This window comes from Mesorhizobium sp. P160927, from assembly GCF_057766385.1.
On record NZ_JBYMDW010000002.1, the window covers coordinates 113,442 to 127,708 of the forward strand.

14 protein-coding genes and 5 pseudogenes are annotated in these 14,267 nt (G+C 60.4%); 8 read left to right on the top strand and 11 right to left on the bottom strand.

Features of this window, described 5'->3' with window-relative positions:
- Nucleotides 1–115 precede the first annotated feature (115 nt).
- From AC3CB8_RS30350 to AC3CB8_RS30360, 3 genes are all read left to right on the top strand, one after another.
- Nucleotides 116–808 (top strand): nucleotide-binding protein, encoded by a 693-nt coding sequence (locus AC3CB8_RS30350; RefSeq protein WP_352726796.1) that lies wholly within the window; start codon nucleotides 116–118, stop codon nucleotides 806–808.
- Nucleotides 805–1,146, top strand: a complete 342-nt coding sequence (locus tag AC3CB8_RS30355; protein WP_023819767.1) for a hypothetical protein — start codon at nucleotides 805–807, stop codon at nucleotides 1,144–1,146. Before AC3CB8_RS30350 ends, AC3CB8_RS30355 begins: the two co-directional genes overlap by 4 nt.
- A gap of 212 nt (nucleotides 1,147–1,358) precedes the next feature.
- Complete coding sequence (locus tag AC3CB8_RS30360) at nucleotides 1,359–1,631, top strand: WGR domain-containing protein (RefSeq protein ID WP_352726793.1); 273 nt, start codon at nucleotides 1,359–1,361, stop codon at nucleotides 1,629–1,631.
- Between the two features lie 215 nt (nucleotides 1,632–1,846).
- On the opposite strand, the gene AC3CB8_RS30365 is transcribed toward AC3CB8_RS30360, so the two are convergent.
- Nucleotides 1,847–2,035, bottom strand: coding sequence for a hypothetical protein (locus tag AC3CB8_RS30365; RefSeq protein WP_023819769.1), 189 nt, complete (start codon nucleotides 2,033–2,035; stop codon nucleotides 1,847–1,849).
- A 176-nt stretch (nucleotides 2,036–2,211) separates the two neighbouring features.
- On the opposite strand from AC3CB8_RS30365, the gene AC3CB8_RS30370 reads away from it, so the two are divergent.
- Nucleotides 2,212–2,781 carry a phosphotransferase gene (locus AC3CB8_RS30370; RefSeq protein WP_352726791.1) on the top strand — a complete coding sequence of 190 codons (570 nt, stop codon included), beginning with the start codon at nucleotides 2,212–2,214 and terminating at the stop codon, nucleotides 2,779–2,781.
- Nucleotides 2,782–2,903: 122 nt separating this feature from the next.
- On the opposite strand, the gene AC3CB8_RS30375 is transcribed toward AC3CB8_RS30370, so the two are convergent.
- From AC3CB8_RS30375 to AC3CB8_RS30385, 3 genes and pseudogenes are all read right to left on the bottom strand, one after another.
- Nucleotides 2,904–3,071, bottom strand: coding sequence for a hypothetical protein (locus AC3CB8_RS30375; protein WP_352726790.1), 168 nt, complete (start codon nucleotides 3,069–3,071; stop codon nucleotides 2,904–2,906).
- 825 nt (nucleotides 3,072–3,896) lie between these two features.
- Nucleotides 3,897–4,079, bottom strand: a pseudogene (locus AC3CB8_RS30380) (class I tRNA ligase family protein); the annotation flags it as partial.
- Nucleotides 4,080–4,419: 340 nt separating this feature from the next.
- Nucleotides 4,420–4,806, bottom strand: a complete 387-nt coding sequence (locus AC3CB8_RS30385) for a hypothetical protein (RefSeq protein WP_435053107.1) — start codon at nucleotides 4,804–4,806, stop codon at nucleotides 4,420–4,422.
- A 336-nt stretch (nucleotides 4,807–5,142) separates the two neighbouring features.
- On the opposite strand from AC3CB8_RS30385, the gene AC3CB8_RS30390 reads away from it, so the two are divergent.
- From AC3CB8_RS30390 to AC3CB8_RS30405, 4 genes are all read left to right on the top strand, one after another.
- The gene (locus tag AC3CB8_RS30390; protein WP_155924271.1) at nucleotides 5,143–5,547 is read left to right on the top strand and encodes a hypothetical protein; all 405 of its coding nucleotides are present in this window, start codon (nucleotides 5,143–5,145) and stop codon (nucleotides 5,545–5,547) included.
- Between the two features lie 161 nt (nucleotides 5,548–5,708).
- Nucleotides 5,709–5,921: a hypothetical protein gene (locus AC3CB8_RS30395; protein ID WP_031193926.1), complete on the top strand. Its 213-nt coding sequence runs from the start codon at nucleotides 5,709–5,711 to the stop codon at nucleotides 5,919–5,921.
- A 269-nt stretch (nucleotides 5,922–6,190) separates the two neighbouring features.
- Nucleotides 6,191–6,778, top strand: coding sequence for a DUF309 domain-containing protein (locus AC3CB8_RS30400; protein ID WP_352726786.1), 588 nt, complete (start codon nucleotides 6,191–6,193; stop codon nucleotides 6,776–6,778).
- A 166-nt stretch (nucleotides 6,779–6,944) separates the two neighbouring features.
- Entirely contained in the window at nucleotides 6,945–8,240 is a 1,296-nt protein-coding gene (locus tag AC3CB8_RS30405) for a DUF2130 domain-containing protein (protein ID WP_352726784.1), read from the top strand.
- Between the two features lie 191 nt (nucleotides 8,241–8,431).
- Here the strand turns inward: AC3CB8_RS30405 and AC3CB8_RS30410 are convergent, their stop codons facing one another.
- The 7 genes and pseudogenes from AC3CB8_RS30410 to AC3CB8_RS30440 form a co-directional block, all read right to left on the bottom strand.
- Nucleotides 8,432–8,740: a DUF736 domain-containing protein gene (locus tag AC3CB8_RS30410; protein WP_023819777.1), complete on the bottom strand. Its 309-nt coding sequence runs from the start codon at nucleotides 8,738–8,740 to the stop codon at nucleotides 8,432–8,434.
- A gap of 1,118 nt (nucleotides 8,741–9,858) precedes the next feature.
- Nucleotides 9,859–10,785, bottom strand: coding sequence for an ArdC family protein (locus AC3CB8_RS30415; RefSeq protein WP_352726865.1), 927 nt, complete (start codon nucleotides 10,783–10,785; stop codon nucleotides 9,859–9,861).
- Between the two features lie 334 nt (nucleotides 10,786–11,119).
- A complete protein-coding gene (locus AC3CB8_RS30420) occupies nucleotides 11,120–11,707 on the bottom strand; it encodes a hypothetical protein (RefSeq protein ID WP_352726782.1) in 588 nt (195 codons plus the stop codon).
- A 376-nt stretch (nucleotides 11,708–12,083) separates the two neighbouring features.
- Nucleotides 12,084–13,031: pseudogene (locus AC3CB8_RS30425) on the bottom strand (Eco57I restriction-modification methylase domain-containing protein); the annotation flags it as partial.
- Nucleotides 13,032–13,117: 86 nt separating this feature from the next.
- Nucleotides 13,118–13,487 (bottom strand): annotated as a pseudogene (locus AC3CB8_RS30430) (DUF3085 domain-containing protein).
- A 10-nt stretch (nucleotides 13,488–13,497) separates the two neighbouring features.
- Nucleotides 13,498–14,036: pseudogene (locus tag AC3CB8_RS30435) on the bottom strand (DUF1419 domain-containing protein).
- Nucleotides 14,028–14,209: pseudogene (locus AC3CB8_RS30440) on the bottom strand (hypothetical protein); the annotation flags it as partial. The pseudogenes AC3CB8_RS30440 and AC3CB8_RS30435, both read right to left, overlap by 9 nt.
- Nucleotides 14,210–14,267 lie beyond the last annotated feature (58 nt).

Here is a 14,267-nt window from a genome sequence, read left to right on the forward strand (position 1 = left end):
TTATGCGCCTCGGTACTTTGTTGCATCGGCGCATAGGCATAATGCAAGAAAGTCACTTTGGCGCCAAATCGCCTATGCGCCTTGACGCCAAGGTACGCAACATTGGGAAAAAACAATGCCGGAACAACGCGCGGTGCAAATCACAGTGGCCTCTCCCAAAGGCGGGGTCGGCAAGACCATGACCACCATCCTGCTCGCGGGCGAATTCGCCGCCGCCGGTCATCGGGTGACGGTGCTCGACACCGATCCGCAACTGTCCGCGGTGGAGTGGAGCAAGAACAGTCGCCGAGCCGGGTACGCGCTTTCAAACATCGACGTCATCCCCATCAGCTCGACCGACGAACTGATCGATCGCCTGGCGCAATCCGACGCCGAGGACCTGCTGCTGGTCGATGTCCAGGGCACGGCCGTGGCTGCACTCGGCCCGGCCGTCGCCAACGCCGACTTCGTGCTGATTCCGACGAAAGCGCACGTCTTCGATGTCAAACAATGCCTCGGTCTGATCCGGCACATCCGCTCACTTGGAGGGCGCCAGCGCGAAATTCCCTACGCGGTGATGCTCAACATGGTTTCGGGGATCGAACACAACACGATGGCCTTCCGCACGGCGATCCAGCTGCTGCGGCAGGCCAACGCCAGCGTGCTTGAGACCTTTTTGTCGCAACGGCCGACCTTCGCCTCAATCGCAACCGCCGGGACGCTTTACGAAGTCCAGCCTGTGAACAAGGCCGTCGAGGACGCTCGCGACCAGACGAATGCCCTGACCGCCGAGATCATCCGCAAACTGAACGGAGCCACCCCGCAATGAATGAGAAAAGCGATCGGACCGCAAACCAATTGCCGCTGCCTGCCTTGAAACCGCGCGCCCGTTCGGATGATCCGTTCTCGCGCAACATGGCTGCCATAGTGGAATCCAGCATCAGCGAAACCGACAGGCTGGAGCAGCAGACGAGAACCCAGTCTGCCAGAGCGGCGAAAGCGAAGCTCGAAAGGCCGAAGGCAGACGGCGAGACAGCCCGGCTGCACACACGCATTCCGGTCTCGCAGATGATCGAGCTGCAGGTCCATTGCGCGCGCAATAGAACAACCATGCAGGAGGTGGTGCAGGGGCTGATAACGGAATTCCTTGCCGGGCAGCCGAAGTAGCCGGACGCGCTATCAGCGTCGATTTTCGTACGACCGACCGCCCAGGACTATGGCCTAACGAGGATTGGCTACATCTCTTCGGGGAAGGCCATCAAAGACGGTGCTGAACGACTGACGTTCGGTTCCATCCATCACCAGAGTGAATCGATCTGCGTCCGCCGATTCAAACCATTCATTGGACGCGCGCGTCCGACTGCGCGATTCTGTCCGCAATGATCGCGCAACTCTATCGCCTCTGTATCGAACGCCGCGACGCGGATCGGAACATGGCGCGCTTCTATGCACTGTCGATCGAGGAGACCCTGTTCGGCCAGACCTGCCTGGTCCGGCGTTGGGGCCGGATCGGAACCACCGGCCGCACGGTACAGCACTCCTTTGATACCGAGGACGAAGCCGTCGCCCTTTTCCTCGAGCTGCTGCGCGCCAAGCGGATGCGCGGCTATCAGCCGCGATCCGCCCGACGCGCAGCAGCGATCCCGTCTTGACAGGTAGCCGGTAGAGCGACGGGAGCCAGGTTTTGGAACAAAGTCGCTTCGTGTACCGGGTGCGGGCGCGATGTCGCCAGTGAGAAGTCAGTGATCTTGACACCGTGGCAAGATGTCGGCGGGCACTTGTGAGGCGATAGGTCGAGTGGAGTCGACAGCGAAGATTGTCCGGAGCACGACGAAATTCCCGGCGAACCGTTGAGACGTTCGACAATTCACCCGGCAGCCACTTTGCCCTCGACCAGCATGGTGACGACATCGCGCATGCGAACTTCACTAATGCGCTGGGCCAAAAATGTTCCCGCCATGTTCTGACACGATCCCTGTTCCGCTATGCCACCGTCGCCGCCGTTCTGGCTTTGATCTTTTTGTCTGTCAGGATAGGTCAGGATGGCGGCGGGCACACCACAAGCGGCTTGCCCGATCCGGCAAAGACGCCCGGTCTCCAGCGACCACGACTCCGGCTTGTATCGAGGAGGCTGCGATGATTACGGCTTCAATGCTGGGTATCGTTCTCATCGCACTGGCCGGGATTATCGTCATCCGGCGTTAGTGGCGATACATTGGAGCACCTGCTGGTATGGCGCAGTTTGGCGCGTCCATCGCGCACCTGCACCTGGCTATGCCAACCGCCATTGGCGGAGACATCCGAAGCCTTGAGCCGATAGCGATAGTCCAAGATACGTTGCTGGCACTTTCTCCCATCCTTGAGAGCCGCGAAGTCTCGGGAGTGATTGAGCACGACTACCTGGCATGCTTGCGGCGATCTGAGTTGCACTCCCTTCCAGCCGGCCTGTGTCACGGCGATGCCTGGACAGGCAATACTCGCGTTCACCAGGGGAAGGTCCACTTTTTCGATTTTGATGATTTTGGGCACGGCCCTCTTGTTCTCGACCTCGGCACGGCGGCATGGCACTTAGCGCGCGCCGAAAGCCCCAATTCCGGTGAGATGGTCGCTTCATTGATATCCGGATATGAAAAGATCCGCCCGTTGTCCAAGATTGAACTCGACGTGTTGCCCCTTTTCATGGGCCTTGCTGAAGTCCGCTCGCTGCTGTTTCTCGCGCGCTATTGTGCGTTGACCGATGACTTGTGGGCTGAGACGTTTCAAAAGGCGATGAACGTATTCGCCCTGTCGCAGCACTCCTAAGGTTGATGCGTAGCAAACGTCAGCTTATCATCTGAAACAATACTGGGAATTTTCGCGACGCGGAAGTTGGATCGCATAGTGAGTAATTCGAGCCGTTAAATTCATCCGCTATCGGAAGCGCCCTACGTACAAGTGACCTCGCCTTCGTCACCGCGATCGATGTCGGTTGCCTCCACCTCGGCGAATTGACGACGCTTCGCGGCCAGATCGCCGGTGAACGCAAAAGTCACCACTATCACGCGACTGGTATGACGCGAGCCTGCGGGCGCATGGGCAAAAAGCTGGCGCAAGCGCTCCCGTTCACCCTCTAGATCGTCGAGGGCGGGCTCGAGGGCGGGACGGCCCAAGCGGCGTCACGGTCGTGGGGAGCTCGATATCGTAATCCCACGCCGGTCCGCATCGGCATGGTGCTGTAACGGTAGCTCCCCGCCGAAGCGCTGACCCTCACATTCGAGATCGAAACCGCCGATCGAGCGATGATCGTCTCTGCTCCTGCCGGAGGTGCACGAGCGTCAGGATCTCCCTCATCAGCACCTGCGAGCAGCACAAACATTCAAACGCAAATTTTGGGGGTGGAGAGGGACCCTCTCCGTTCTTGCATAGCTGCATTGCACAAAACGTGTTTGCGCATTGCACAACTTTTAGCCATTAAGCCTACAGCTGATGCACGCGATGGTTTCCTCCCATTCCATCGTATCAGCTGTTCCCCTCTGAAGGTTTTGACCTTCACACCTAAAGGGCCTCGGTTTACCGATGGCCCTATTTTTTTGGCGGCCGAACGTCGTTGACTGCCTTCGTCACTGTGTGGAACGCGGCGCGATCGCCGGTTCAGCCAGCAAGCTTTGGGTGTCATTTCTCCCTGGCGGAATCGACCCCTTCCGACAAAAGCCTGACCTTTGCCAGTCTTCTACGGGCAAGCGTTCGCGCCAGAAGTTCAAAGCCGCGTCCATAACATTCAACAATGAAGCCAGTGTCATGAGATCGAGCAGAAAGTCGTCGATCGCATGTGTGAGCGCATCGGACCTTTGTTCGAATTGAAGTAGCAAGTCGCGCGCCTCTTGGATCGCGGCCCCACAATCGCCTGCGTCTATCAGGGAATCGATCCTGTCAAAGATCTGCAAGCGTCCGTTCGCATGCCCCATGTGCAACGAACCGGTGACGTTCGGCGGGGGGATCACGATGGTGAAGGTTTCCGCGCCCGGCCTGGCGTTCGCACCGGCGCGAAAAGCGTCTGCCTCATCCCATTTTTGGGCGATCTTCGGTTCGACCGTGGCGGCATCATAGGTTTTGTAGAGCATTTTGGGGAATTTTCTTCTCTGGCATTTTTGGTGCACCAAGGCGCGCCAACTGGATGAGCACGAGTTCTTGGTACGCGATTAGGCTACGTTGACCAAGTGGATTGAACGACCCGCTGGTGGGGCGTGAAAGGCGAGGTCGCATAACGCGCTCCTGCCTGAAAGGTCAGCCAGATTCGGGCTATCCTCAATCGAAGCGACGCAGCCGCCGGTCCACAATCAACGCCATCGGGAGACCTTTGGACTATATGGCCAGTTCCATCGTGCGCTTATACCGCAGCCATCCGGTCCTGTGTGAGCCGAGGAGCAATTTGGCCGCCGGGTACGAGCAGCGCTGAGCCGGCTAGAAACGGGCGAAGTGACCTGAGCTCCGAAGCTTGGCTAGCAGGATGCTGGCCGTTGCGCGGTGGTCAACCCTCGCTTGCTCACGCAGCGGAGACGCATTCCAGGCAGCCAATTCCGCCACCAAAAGCGCATTGTCTTCGTTGATCGATGCGCATCTAAGTTGTCCGTTCTTCTCCATCACGATTACCGCAGTGCCGGTGACGCCATATCCAATCGCAGCCATCCGCTGTACGCAGACATCGCCGTCGACGCGAACATCGAACAGAACCGACCCTGCGGTTTTTTCCGCAGCGTCAGCCACACGATCACAGAACGGTCGATTGAGGCCCTCGATATTGCCGAGCGACTGCTCAAACAAGGCCAATTCAACATGCTCCGCCACCATGGCGGCGAGAGTGCGCGCCGGCTGGCGCAATCGGCAAGACACCAGCGCTGATTATCCACATACCAGCCCAACTCTCTGGCCCTTTCATGGAGCACGCCTCGGCCCGAAAGCACCGTCTTGCCTGCGGCTGAGAGCAAGAACTGTTTGAGGTGCCCTCGCATCAAGGCCCACGACAATCCTGTCGCCACCCTCTCTTGCCGGACTGTTTCGTTTTCCTCGCGTGTGCGGAGGCGATTGTATATTTGACAAACCCGTTGGCGGCTTCGACCGCATGCGGCTCCAGGATGACAATTAGACTTCGCTAATATATGCTATGCGGCATGTGGGGGAGGTGTCATGAGACAGCCACGAAGACGTATCGCGCTGGCGTGGCTTGTCTTAACTGGCAATGCGGATGCTCACGACTGGTATACCGGCAAAAAAGACCCGGTCCTGCTCTATGATTGCTGCGGCAACAAAGATTGCCATCCGATAGACCCTCGCGATGTCAGGGAGACGAAAGACGGCTATTACGTCAGCCTGCCTCGCCCTTCATATCTGAATGAGCCACAAGAGCCAGAGTGGTTTATCCCTAGGGAGCGTGTCCAAGCCTCCCCCGATGATCACTATCATCTCTGTGAGCGATTGATGACGTTCTATCGAACGATCATTCCGCATATGAAGTTCGAGGCCTACCAGAGGTTCAGATGGACGTGTTTCTTCGCGCCCAAGGGCACGAGTTCAATCGAGCAAGGCCGGTAGAGGTTCTTCACCGAGCCTGGTCCCGTTCCACCGGATGAACGCCTTGTCAAAAATATAATCGCGTCAGCGGAAGTTAAATTTCGACTGTTTCGGCTTGCCGCAAATTAGGGTCTCGGTGGCATAACTCGGGCATGACTTTCGGGGTACTGGCAGGAAGACTGATGCGCGGGCGTGGATGGATCAAGGCGTTGCGTCAGGACGATGCCCAACAGGTGCGTGCGCACATTGCCGAACTTGAGCGCAACCTCATTGCGACCACACCTCAGGGACGCCATCGACGTTTCGAAGCCGGGAACGAACTTCGCATTGCGAAATTCCGCCTGGAGCGTCTCGAGGAATGTATCGCCGGAATAGCGGAGAAATGTGGGGGTTAGATGAGATGCTCTCGAAGTTGCCGCGCGGTACGCCGGGCTGTGCGTCGGGGCTGTCACAAGGCCAGCCGTCTGACGCCGCTCGGTCGGGAGCACCCTTTCAAGCTGCGCTGGGCGGTAGACGCGCGGGCACACGAGACTGCCTGGAGACAACCCGCAAGGCGTTCCTGTTCCATAGTACCGGACGAGGGGCGACCGGCCTGCGGGCCCCGCCCGTCGCGGCCAAATCACCTCTATCGTAATTGATTGCCAAGTGACAAAATGCGTCTTTGATGGCTATTGGTTCGACGTTGCGCCCGCGCTGGCTACCGGAAAAGAATTTTCCGTCCTATGCGTATCTTCCCGGCCGGCAGCCGCATCCCGTGCGCGATCCTGCAGGACACAGCTATCACAGCGAAGCAATTCAGATTGCTGAAGAGGCGTCGCTTGACTCGGACATGTTCCTTTGGGGTATCGACCTCTTCAATCATGGCTATTACTGGGAAGCCCATGAGGCTTGGGAAGGTCTTTGGCAGGTTGCAGATCGAGGCGCTCCGCTTCGGATGCTTTTCAAGGGATTGATCCTGTTATCGGCGGCCGGTGTGAAGATCCGCGAGGGCAAGCATGCGGCGGCGCTGCGTCATGCCGGACGCGCCGCGGCGCTCCTTCGTCGGCTGATGAACGCGCCGGATCGCGCCTTCGAATGCGCGCTCGGCATGTCACTTACCGTGCTTGCCGAACAGGCCGAAGCCGCAGCAAGGATTCCGGCAGCCTTGCAGGCGACAGCGCTGGGTCAGCCTCAAGCCGTGTTTGATTTCATTCTCGGGTCACGTCCCCGCGGAATGCCGATCAGATCGCAAAAGAGAAACAATCATTCGTAGAAGACGGCGGATTCACCGTGCCGTTTTGCCGGGAATTCGACGACGAAATCGGCGTTCCGTCCTTACGCTGGGGATAACACCCTTGTTCGCTCTTTGTTCTTTTCCAAAAAAGAGCGGTAATATATAGTCTGAAACTACATCAGCCCTCAGTGAGTCAGCGCGCCAAATGACTGTGCAGCCCAGGATTCTCAATGAACCGACAATCAGCTGCCCGAGCTGCAAAACGGAGATCAAGCTCAACGAGTCGCTCGCGGCGCCGCTGATTGCCGCGACTCGCGAGGACTATGAACGGCGTTTGGAGCAGAGCAACGCGTCCATGGCGGCCCGGGAGGAAGAGCTTAAACGTGAGCGGGCCGCGATCGACGCCGCCAAAGAGGACATCGGCAACCAGGTGGCTGAGCAAATCAAGCTTGAGCGTGCCGCAATCGCTGTCGAGGAAGCCCGCAAGGCAAAATTGCTGCTTTCGGTAGATCTGGAGGACAGGGATAACAAGCTAGCCGAGCTGGAGGCGACGTTGAAGGCGCGCGACGAAAAGCTCGCCGAGGCCCAGCAGCAACAGGCGGAATTTCTCAAACAGCAGCGTGCGCTTGACGATGAAAAGCGCGAGATGGCGCTGACCATCGAAAGGAAGATCCAGGAGGGATTGGACGCCGTTCGCGTAAAGGCGAGGTCCGAAGCCGAAGACGGCCTCAAAATGAAGGTTGCGGAAAAAGAAGAACAGATCGCCGGCATGCAGCGTCAGATCGAGGAGCTGAAGCGCCGTGCGGAACAGGGTTCTCAGCAGCTGCAGGGCGAGGTCCTCGAGCTTGAGCTCGAGTCCCTCATTGCCAGCCGGTTCCCGATGGACACCATCGAACCGGTCGCCAAGGGCGAGTTCGGCGGAGATGTCCTGCACCGCGTGGTCGGACCCGCCGGCCAGCCATGCGGCGCCATTTTGTGGGAATCGAAACGCACCAAGAACTGGAGCCAGGGCTGGCTTGGGAAACTCAGAGGAGATCAACGAGCCGCGAAAGCGGATATTGCGCTGATGATCTCGGAAGCGCTGCCTCCCGGCGTGGAAACCTTCGATCTTGTGGACGGAGTTTATGTCGCCCATCCCAAGTGTGCGATCCCGATCGCCATCATGCTTCGGCAATCCCTGATCGAACTGGCGAACTCCCGCCTCGTCCAGGACGGCCAGGCCACAAAAATGGAACAGGTCTACGGCTATCTGACCGGTCCGCGCTTCCGCCACCGTGTCGAGGCGATCGTAGAGAAATTCTCGGATATGCAGGAGGACCTCGCCAAGGAACGCAAGGTCACAACACGCCTGTGGGCCAAGCGCGAGGCGCAGATCCAAGGGGTGATCGAGTCGACTGTCGGCATGTATGGTGACTTGCAGGGTATCGCCGGAAAAGTGATGCAGGAGATTGAGGGGCTGGATGTGCTGGCGCTTGAAGCCTCTTCGCCTGAAACTGAATAGGAGGCCTTCGGGTCGGCCAAGGCGATCAGGACTCCTCACAACGACTGATCCCAACTGAGACGCGACCAGAAGACGGGACCCGAGCCCCTGCTCCGCAGCCATCGCTTCGTCACGCTTTCTCGTTCCGCCTGCGGGCTTGGTTTGGGAACGGCCGAAGGCCCCGCCTTGCGGCGGAGCCCTCGTCGAGGCGATCAGTCCCGGTTGGGGCGAGACCAGATCAGCTGCAGGCCTTCCTCGCCTTCCACCTCGATCAGGGTGGCGTAGATCGGAGCGGGGAAGCTCGGGTCGTCCAGCTTGACCGAGAGATAGTCGCGGCCCTCGTTGGAGACCTTCTGCCAGGCGGCTCCGAGATCGACGCTACCCGAGTAGACGCGGAAGTGGGGGCCTTTGTCGGAAGGGTTCTCGACGCGGATCAGCTTGGCTTTGACGTTGAGGTTGAGGGTTTTGATGGCTCCGGAAAAGCCGTTGCCGTTTGAGGTGAATGTGCCGATGGTAGCCATTTGTCGTCTCCGTGAGTTTCTCGGGCCGCGACCACCGCGACCTCGATGGCGGTCGATGGACCGGAGGCGATCGGCCCGCACCCACCGGGGTCCCCATTGCGTGTGCGCAATGGGGTGGTCCTTAGGGCCGCAACGAAAGTGAAGGGCAGCCAGGGCGAGGCTTTCTTGTTCCGCGCGGAATGACGGTGCAGCCGTCAGGGGAAGAAAGTCGCGACCGGCTGTTGCGGGTTTGAGAACGAGGCGTAGCGCAGCGAAGACGGCCTTCGGTCAGACCAGCCCCATCGAGGACGCAGGTGGTGGGCCTTTCCATGAAACCGCCGGCCAGACGACGGTCGAGCTCCCATCGGCATGATCACCGCAACTTCGACTAACGTCAGGCACCATCAAGCCTGGCCGTCCCCGTCACGCGTCATTGTAGAACGACGGACAGCTCGAAAAGAGCCGGACCCGCCTCCTGATATCGGTCGAACGATGACGGGCCGCGAGGCGAGTCCCAGGAGCCCGATAATCTGCTGTTCAAGCAGGAGCGGCCGCATAGCGGACATCGATAGGCATCTTTGGGCTGGACGCCGGCACCAGCCGGCTGATCGGGGTTCGGCCTCGGGTTACCGCCCGAACGGGGCCAGCCGCAAGGCGGGGCTCACCCTGATGTGCTCTGCCGAGCGAACGACGCTTGCCAAACTGGACCATCACACGCCGCACATCCTTCATTTGGCCAAAGGTCGAGCTGGCCCTAGCCGGCCACGTCAAAGTGTCGACCTAGTTGAGGCAATCCCGCCGAGTTATGCGCTTCTCTATGGTCTCGCGGCTCGGCTTATCCGCATGGAAATCCCGGTCGACGGTGCCGGGGGTAAAGCGGGAATCGATGCCCGATGCTTGCCCTCAGCGACGTTGGGGAGATTTCGCGCAAAGGGCAGCACATTCGGCGAGGCAACCAGCGAAGATGGTCGTAGACAACGACCGCTTCCCAGCAAGTATCGGCGAATATATGGCAAAAATAACCGTGTGCCGCCATCAGGACGAAGGGGTCGATTGCACTCCCGCGCCCAAACTGATGACGCGAAAGCGGATCGGGGAGGGCTCGGCGCTCTCCCCTTGCAACAGCGGAGCGCGTAACATCAGGCCGCACTCGCCATTTCTTCCGCCTGGGGCTGGAATTCGTGGAGATAATTGACCGCGCGTTGTGCGTGGGCGGCCGCCTGAAAGATCGCCCGCTTGTCGCTGCCCAGCAGGCTGGCCCAGCCCTGAATGTAGGCGGCATGATCGGGCCTCGGCTCCAGCTCAGGGACGATGTCGAGGTCCGCGCAGAGCATCGCGGCACCAAGCTCGACGAGCAATTCTTCGCGCGCCCGATCCGTGCGATCCTTGTGGTAGCGGCTGAGGTCCCTGTTCAGCCGCTGAGGAGCCGATGTCCAATGCAGGGTCTCATGCGCTCTCGTGGCGACAAATGAAGCCATGTCACGGAAAAATTCCGGTGACGGCAACTGCACATGGTCGGAAGAGGGACAATAATAGGCCTTGTCTCCGCCATACCGCACAACCGCTCCGGTGTTGTCGAAAAAACGGTCGGCATGCTCGATGCGCTGGATAGGATCGGCGGCAGGCTCTGGTGCCGCATGATAGTGCGGCGGCAGACCTTCAATCTGGTCGGCGCAAAACACCGTGTAGGCCTTGAGGAACGGAATACCCCGCTCGACTTCTTCGCCATGCGCGTCGGTTTCGGTCCTAGTGAAGCGGCTGGCGTAAACAACCATGGAGCCAGTCTCGCCCTTGCGAACATGACCCCCGAGCTCCACACTCTGCTTGAACGTCATCCAGACCGGAGAGACAAAGCCCCTCGCGACCGCCTCCGACCACAAAAGCAGTGTATTGATCCCTTGATACGGCAGGCCGTTGTGACGGAGCGGCCGTGTGATGCGACCGGTCGTATTCGCAACGCTCCACGGTTTGACCCAGGGACGCACGCCCTTCTGCAGATCCGCGACGATACGATCGGTGATTTTCGCGTAGATGTCGACGCGGGGCTTGTTGTTGTTCCTGTCCATTTCAAACCTCCATTCGAGGCCGCGCCAATCGCGGCCGTCACGAGGTCCGCACGCGCAGGACCGCAGGTCCGCGAACCCGCGCAGGATCGATGAGGAAGCTGAGAACCATCGCTTGCGGGCCGCAACGTCAGTGGAGGACGGCGCAGCCGTTTCGCGGGACGAGGACCGGAGCAGGACCATCATTCGTGACGGCCGCGATTGGCGCGGTCTTAATCACTTGCCGTGTCCATCTTTGAGCCGGGTGCCTTTGGCACAGCAAAGAGGCCGGCTCCCGAACGGACACCAGCCTCAGTATGAGAAGATCGGGCGGAGCCGATGCTCCGCCCGATGGCAGTTAGCCAAGGGCCGCCATCTGGAGATCGGCTGCCTGCCGGTTGACGGTCTGGCCGGGGTTCTCGGTCTGGCGTTCGTAGGGCTTCCAGCTCTCGCCGACGATGTGCTCGTAGGCGGCAACGGCGCCCTCGGCGGCCATGCGCAGGGCATGCGCCTGAAGGCCCATTTCGGCGGCGAATTCGCGCTTGCGTTGGGCCTTGCTGTCGAAGCCGACCGGACCATCAATGTCCTCGTCGCGGGTGTCATTGGCGAGCTTGGCCGTGGCATCCTTCGCCTCGGTGACGGCCTTCGAGTAGAACTGGCCTGCTCCAAAGGCGGAGCCGACATGGGACCCGACGATTCTTTGCAGGTGGATCTGCATGGCCTTTTCGGAAAGGCCCTCGGAGAGCGTATCGGCGCTTTCGATCAGACTGCGCTCATGGAATTCACGGATGCCGTCACTGTCGAGGATGGAGAGGCCGAAGCTTTCGGAAATGAGGGTGGCCTGGTGGCCATCCGGGCAGCAGAGCCGGACCATTTCGAGGGTTGTGCCCTTGCGGAGCTGGACGACGCGGGCCTTGGCCTTGGTGGAGCGGGTTGAACTGGACATTGAGCTTTCCTTTCTAGCGATGCCCTTCAGGTGTTCCGGCCCTTGCCGGTCTTTCCTGCGGGTGCGGTCAAAAGGAACCGGCGGAAGCTGGACGCTTCAGGGTCCGGAGCCTGCCAGGCGAGCGAGGTTGGCTTGCGGACAAGCGGGGTCAGTTCTTCACTGGCCCTGCGCGGGACGCGGGCCAGCCTTGCCGAGATCGGCGCGATCCGGCCGCCCCGCGGCGCGATAGCGGCCTTGAAGCGGACAGCCGCCGGTTCAGACCGCAGCAAACCCGCCGGGAAGACCGGCAAGGGATGAATTCGGACAACGGCATGCGCGAGGAAATGCAGTGTTCATTCCCGCCGCGCTGTGCGTGATGATGATCGCGTCCCAGGTCGCGGATCGCGCCCTCATCTGCGGTCGCGGCCCGAACTTCCTCGGTGTCGAGCCATGACAGGTCGCCCTCTGGCTCGCCGATCTTGCGCTTGCGGAAAAACAGGACGTCGACCACGACATCCGTGCCGGCGTCGGCGCGGAAACTGCCCTCGGGCAGGCGGATGGCGGCACAGGTCGGCGGTCTTCGCGATATGCTCGCGCGCGGTGCTGTCGGCCTTATCAAAAGTGCCGCAGCTGGTGACGAAGGCGGCGAATGCCCCCGGCTTCAACAGGTCGATGGAGCGCGCGATAAAATAGTCATGCAGCCGCAATGCCATCGACCGATACGCCCGATCGGAGCGCACGGTTCGATCCGAAAACGGCGGATTGCCGATGGCGAGGTCGAAGCTCGCCGGCAGGTCGGTGCGGGCGAAATCGCCGGCTATGATCCGCGCTTGCGGCTGCAGCAGCCCGGCGATGCGCGCGCTGACGGGATCGAACTCGATCCCGGTGACGTGGGAGACGCCGCGCAGGGACTGGGGCATCAGCGCCGGAAACAGGCCGGTTCCAACGCCAGGTTCAAGAACCCGACCGCATTGGCAAGGTCGGACGCGCCAAAGCCGGTGAACCGGATCAGCCGCTCCTGCTCCTCACGCGGGGCAGGACGATCGTCGGCCTCGATCTCGGCGGCGAGCCTGATCGAAGCGATGTTGTCGCGGGCCCGATCCTTCCAGCCACGGGCCAGCCGATCGCCGGCAAGATAAAAGTTCAGTCCATGAACCCGTCGAGGCTTCGACGTCGGTTGCATGGCTGCAACCGCCGGCGTGACCGGCGAAGGCGCGGAAGAATCGGGATCATCTTCATCGCCCGGCCGGAAGTCAGCCGCGAAGGCCGTGACGCCAAGGCCAAGTCCGGACGAAATGGCCGTGCTGCCGAACAGGTCGATGGTAAAGGGGTCGTCATGAGCCATGGAAAATCTCCTTGGATTTGAGGGCGAGCACGATCGCGCGGACGGCGTTGGCGGCCGCGTGAAAGGGCTGGCAGGTTTGCTGGGGGTTAGCGGGCGATCAGGGACAGCGAGACTTCGGTCTCAGTGAGCTGCACGTTGAGATGCGTGCAGCGAAGGTTGCGATCGAACAGCGGGATCAGTTGCTCGGCGTCGATGAATTCGATGCCGTCGTCGCCACCGAAATGGCGCTGCTTGTAGTGAAACCAGTCGGGGTTGCCGATCGGGTGGCATTCTTCGGAATAGAGGACGAGCGGGCGCTCGCCGGCCCCTTGGTCTCCGACCAGCCACAGGCCGGGGATCTCGCCCTGGCCGGGCTTGAGGCCATAATAGGGATTGCGGAAACCGCCGTTGTTAGCGGCATCGGTTTTTCCGCGCTCGAGTAACTTTGCAAACGGCAAGAATGGGAAAAGTGAACATCGCATCCCCCTCACGCGGCAACGGCCAGGGGAAGGTGGCGCAGATGCACCGGCAGCTTTGCCACGATCTCATCATCGGTGAGCTCATCGAGCAGCTTCAGCATGGCGTGCTGCCGGCCGCCATAACAGAGCACTGTGCGCTTGCCGCGATGCTCAGGCATCCAGCGTTCGCCTGCGTAACCACGATACTCATCGTGGGTGGCGCTCCAGATATGCTCGAGCCGCTCCTCGCGCGTCATCGCCTTCACCGGCCAGGACTCGCGCTCGACGATGGCATCGCGCATTTCGGCAGCCGATCGCGCCACATTCAGGTCGCAGTAGGCATGGAAGTAGCGCGTTTTGCCGTCGATGCGCAGCGTGTAGAAGACGCTGGTGATGCTGTCGGTAAGGAACTCGCGCAGCGCGAACATGTCGCCCCGCATCCAGAGCGGTGGCAGGATCCCAGCATGTAGTGGTGCTCGACGCGGCCGACTTCGAACCACTCGCCGCTATAGAGAAATCCGGCATCGACATGCTCCCGGTTCGGGCGCTGCGCATGTCGATCCGACAACGGGTCGAACCAGATCCCTTGCCGTCATGGATGACGATGATGATATCGTCACCACGACGGTATTTGACCGCTTTGCGCGTGCTTTTCTTGAGGTCGACCGTAAAGCCGCTGGTCTCCAGCACCGCGGCACAGCCGACCCGGCCGCGCAGCGCTTCTCTATCCGTCTTTTCCATTTTTCTCTCCGGAGAGCCTTCCGGCCGGCCTTTCTTCAAGTCAATTTCTTCCGCACAA

Excerpts from the sequence above, each read along its gene's own strand:
- AC3CB8_RS30350 (WP_352726796.1), top strand. The coding sequence starts at position 116 with ATGCCGGAACAACGCGCGGTGCAAATCACAGTGGCCTCTCCCAAAGGC.
- AC3CB8_RS30355 (WP_023819767.1), top strand. The coding sequence starts at position 805 with ATGAATGAGAAAAGCGATCGGACCGCAAACCAATTGCCGCTGCCTGCC.
- AC3CB8_RS30360 (WP_352726793.1), top strand. The coding sequence starts at position 1,359 with ATGATCGCGCAACTCTATCGCCTCTGTATCGAACGCCGCGACGCGGAT.
- AC3CB8_RS30370 (WP_352726791.1), top strand. The coding sequence starts at position 2,212 with ATGGCGCAGTTTGGCGCGTCCATCGCGCACCTGCACCTGGCTATGCCA.
- AC3CB8_RS30385 (WP_435053107.1), bottom strand. The coding sequence starts at position 4,806 with ATGGTGGCGGAGCATGTTGAATTGGCCTTGTTTGAGCAGTCGCTCGGC.
- AC3CB8_RS30390 (WP_155924271.1), top strand. The coding sequence starts at position 5,143 with ATGAGACAGCCACGAAGACGTATCGCGCTGGCGTGGCTTGTCTTAACT.
- AC3CB8_RS30395 (WP_031193926.1), top strand. The coding sequence starts at position 5,709 with ATGCGCGGGCGTGGATGGATCAAGGCGTTGCGTCAGGACGATGCCCAA.
- AC3CB8_RS30400 (WP_352726786.1), top strand. The coding sequence starts at position 6,191 with ATGGCTATTGGTTCGACGTTGCGCCCGCGCTGGCTACCGGAAAAGAAT.
- AC3CB8_RS30405 (WP_352726784.1), top strand. The coding sequence starts at position 6,945 with ATGACTGTGCAGCCCAGGATTCTCAATGAACCGACAATCAGCTGCCCG.
- AC3CB8_RS30410 (WP_023819777.1), bottom strand. The coding sequence starts at position 8,740 with ATGGCTACCATCGGCACATTCACCTCAAACGGCAACGGCTTTTCCGGA.
- AC3CB8_RS30415 (WP_352726865.1), bottom strand. The coding sequence starts at position 10,785 with ATGGACAGGAACAACAACAAGCCCCGCGTCGACATCTACGCGAAAATC.
- AC3CB8_RS30420 (WP_352726782.1), bottom strand. The coding sequence starts at position 11,707 with ATGTCCAGTTCAACCCGCTCCACCAAGGCCAAGGCCCGCGTCGTCCAG.